Source organism: Cryomorpha ignava, from assembly GCF_010686655.1.
Taxonomy (GTDB): Bacteria; Bacteroidota; Bacteroidia; order Flavobacteriales_D; family Cryomorphaceae; genus Cryomorpha; species Cryomorpha ignava.
In genome coordinates this window covers 1-1,631 of record NZ_JAAGVY010000111.1, presented here as the reverse complement: position 1 = coordinate 1,631, position 1,631 = coordinate 1, and the positions used below count along the sequence as shown (strand labels likewise).

Annotated in this window: 1 protein-coding gene; it reads left to right on the top strand. The window is 43.1% G+C overall.

Going from position 1 to position 1,631, the window contains the following annotated elements; all coding sequences use genetic code 11:
- A partial coding sequence (locus tag G3O08_RS20595) for a T9SS type A sorting domain-containing protein (protein ID WP_163287333.1) occupies window positions 1-1,631 on the top strand: 1,631 nt, incomplete at both ends.

Genomic DNA, 1,631 nt, shown 5'->3' with positions numbered 1-1,631 from the left:
GATATCTACGAAGTAACCCTTAGTGGTGGTGTAGCTACAATGGATTACATCGCTACAAGCGACATCGAAGTTCACATTGCTTTTAGTGCAACAAACAACTTGATTTATGCTGTAAGCAAGCACGAAAATTCATACCGTACACTCAATCCACTTAGTGGAGTGTGGGGGCCAACAGTAATGCTTGGTGCTGACTACGGTGAGATTACTGCGGCTGTTTTTGCTCCAGATGCATTAGGTGGCCCAAGTGGTAAACTATTGTTTGGTAGCCAGAATCAAAATGCAATTTTCTCTCTGAATGTGGGTACAAACGTTGTAACACCTTACGACACGTATTCACCTGTTACAGGGGGTGACCTTGCCTTTACTTCTGACGGTATGCTATACATGGCAACTCGCAGCGGAAACGGATTATACGAAGTATATCCTGCTCCAACGCCGGATGTGCTACTTGGAAACGTTCCAATAAAAGTTACTGGTTTAGCTGCCACAGATGGCGATCAACTTCTCTTGTCTGCACAAGGCTTGATGAGTCTTGAGCTGTACAATTCAAATGGCACAAATGCAGGTTCTTATATGCTTGAGCTTGATGGTAATCCTTATACACTCCGCGATGGCGATTTGGCTTCTGGATGTAATACAGGAGAAACTGTAAGCGATTGCGATAACTACACTACCTTCTATGTAAACCACGGGCCTGATATAGATGGTTCAGACCTTTACACAGTTGATTTTGTAGCCGGTAACGCAGAACTAACCTATGTAACCAATGTTGACTTTGAAGCGCATATTGGCTATAACCCAGAAGATGGCTTGATGTATTTTGTAAACAAAGACGGTAGTATAATCCGTGTTTACAACGTGAGTACAAATACATTCCAGGGCGATCTTCCAATTCTTGGTGGTGTAGACCAGCTTACTGCTGTCGTTTACGACTCAAACAATGGAGAACTTTATGTGGGTGATGCCAATTCAGATGCAATCGCATCCATTGACCTTGTAACAGGTATTGCATCTTTCTATGCAAATGCTCCGGTATTTGGTGGTGACATCGCAGTACTTAATGGTACAATGTATCTTGCACGACGTTCAGTGAGCGAATTGTATGAAGTAGTACCTTTCGGAAATGCTATTCTAATTGGAAGCATTCCTGATGGAGTAAATGGTATGGCTCCTTCGCCAAATGCGGGTAACCTGGTAACTTCAAGTGCGACTCAAAATGCATTTGTTGAAATCAGCGCGACTGATGCATCTACAATTACAACCTGGCCTGCCATGCTTAGTGGCGATCCGTTCACCTTTATTAATGGTGATATGGCTTCAGGATGTATTGATAATGTAGAAGGACCAGGTCCACTTAACCCACTACAAGGTGAACTACAAAGTGAACTTACTGCTTTCCCGAACCCTACTTCAGGGCCATCGCAAGTAGTATTTACAACTGCCGAAACAGGTCGCACACTTGTAGAAGTGTATGACATGAGCGGACGTAATATCACTACATTGTTTAATCAAGAAGCACAACAAGGCCACGAATACCGCCTTGACTTCAACGGTGCTGCACTTCCTAATGGAGTGTACATTTACCGTATGACGACTCAAAATGAAACAATCATTGAGAAATTTATGATTGC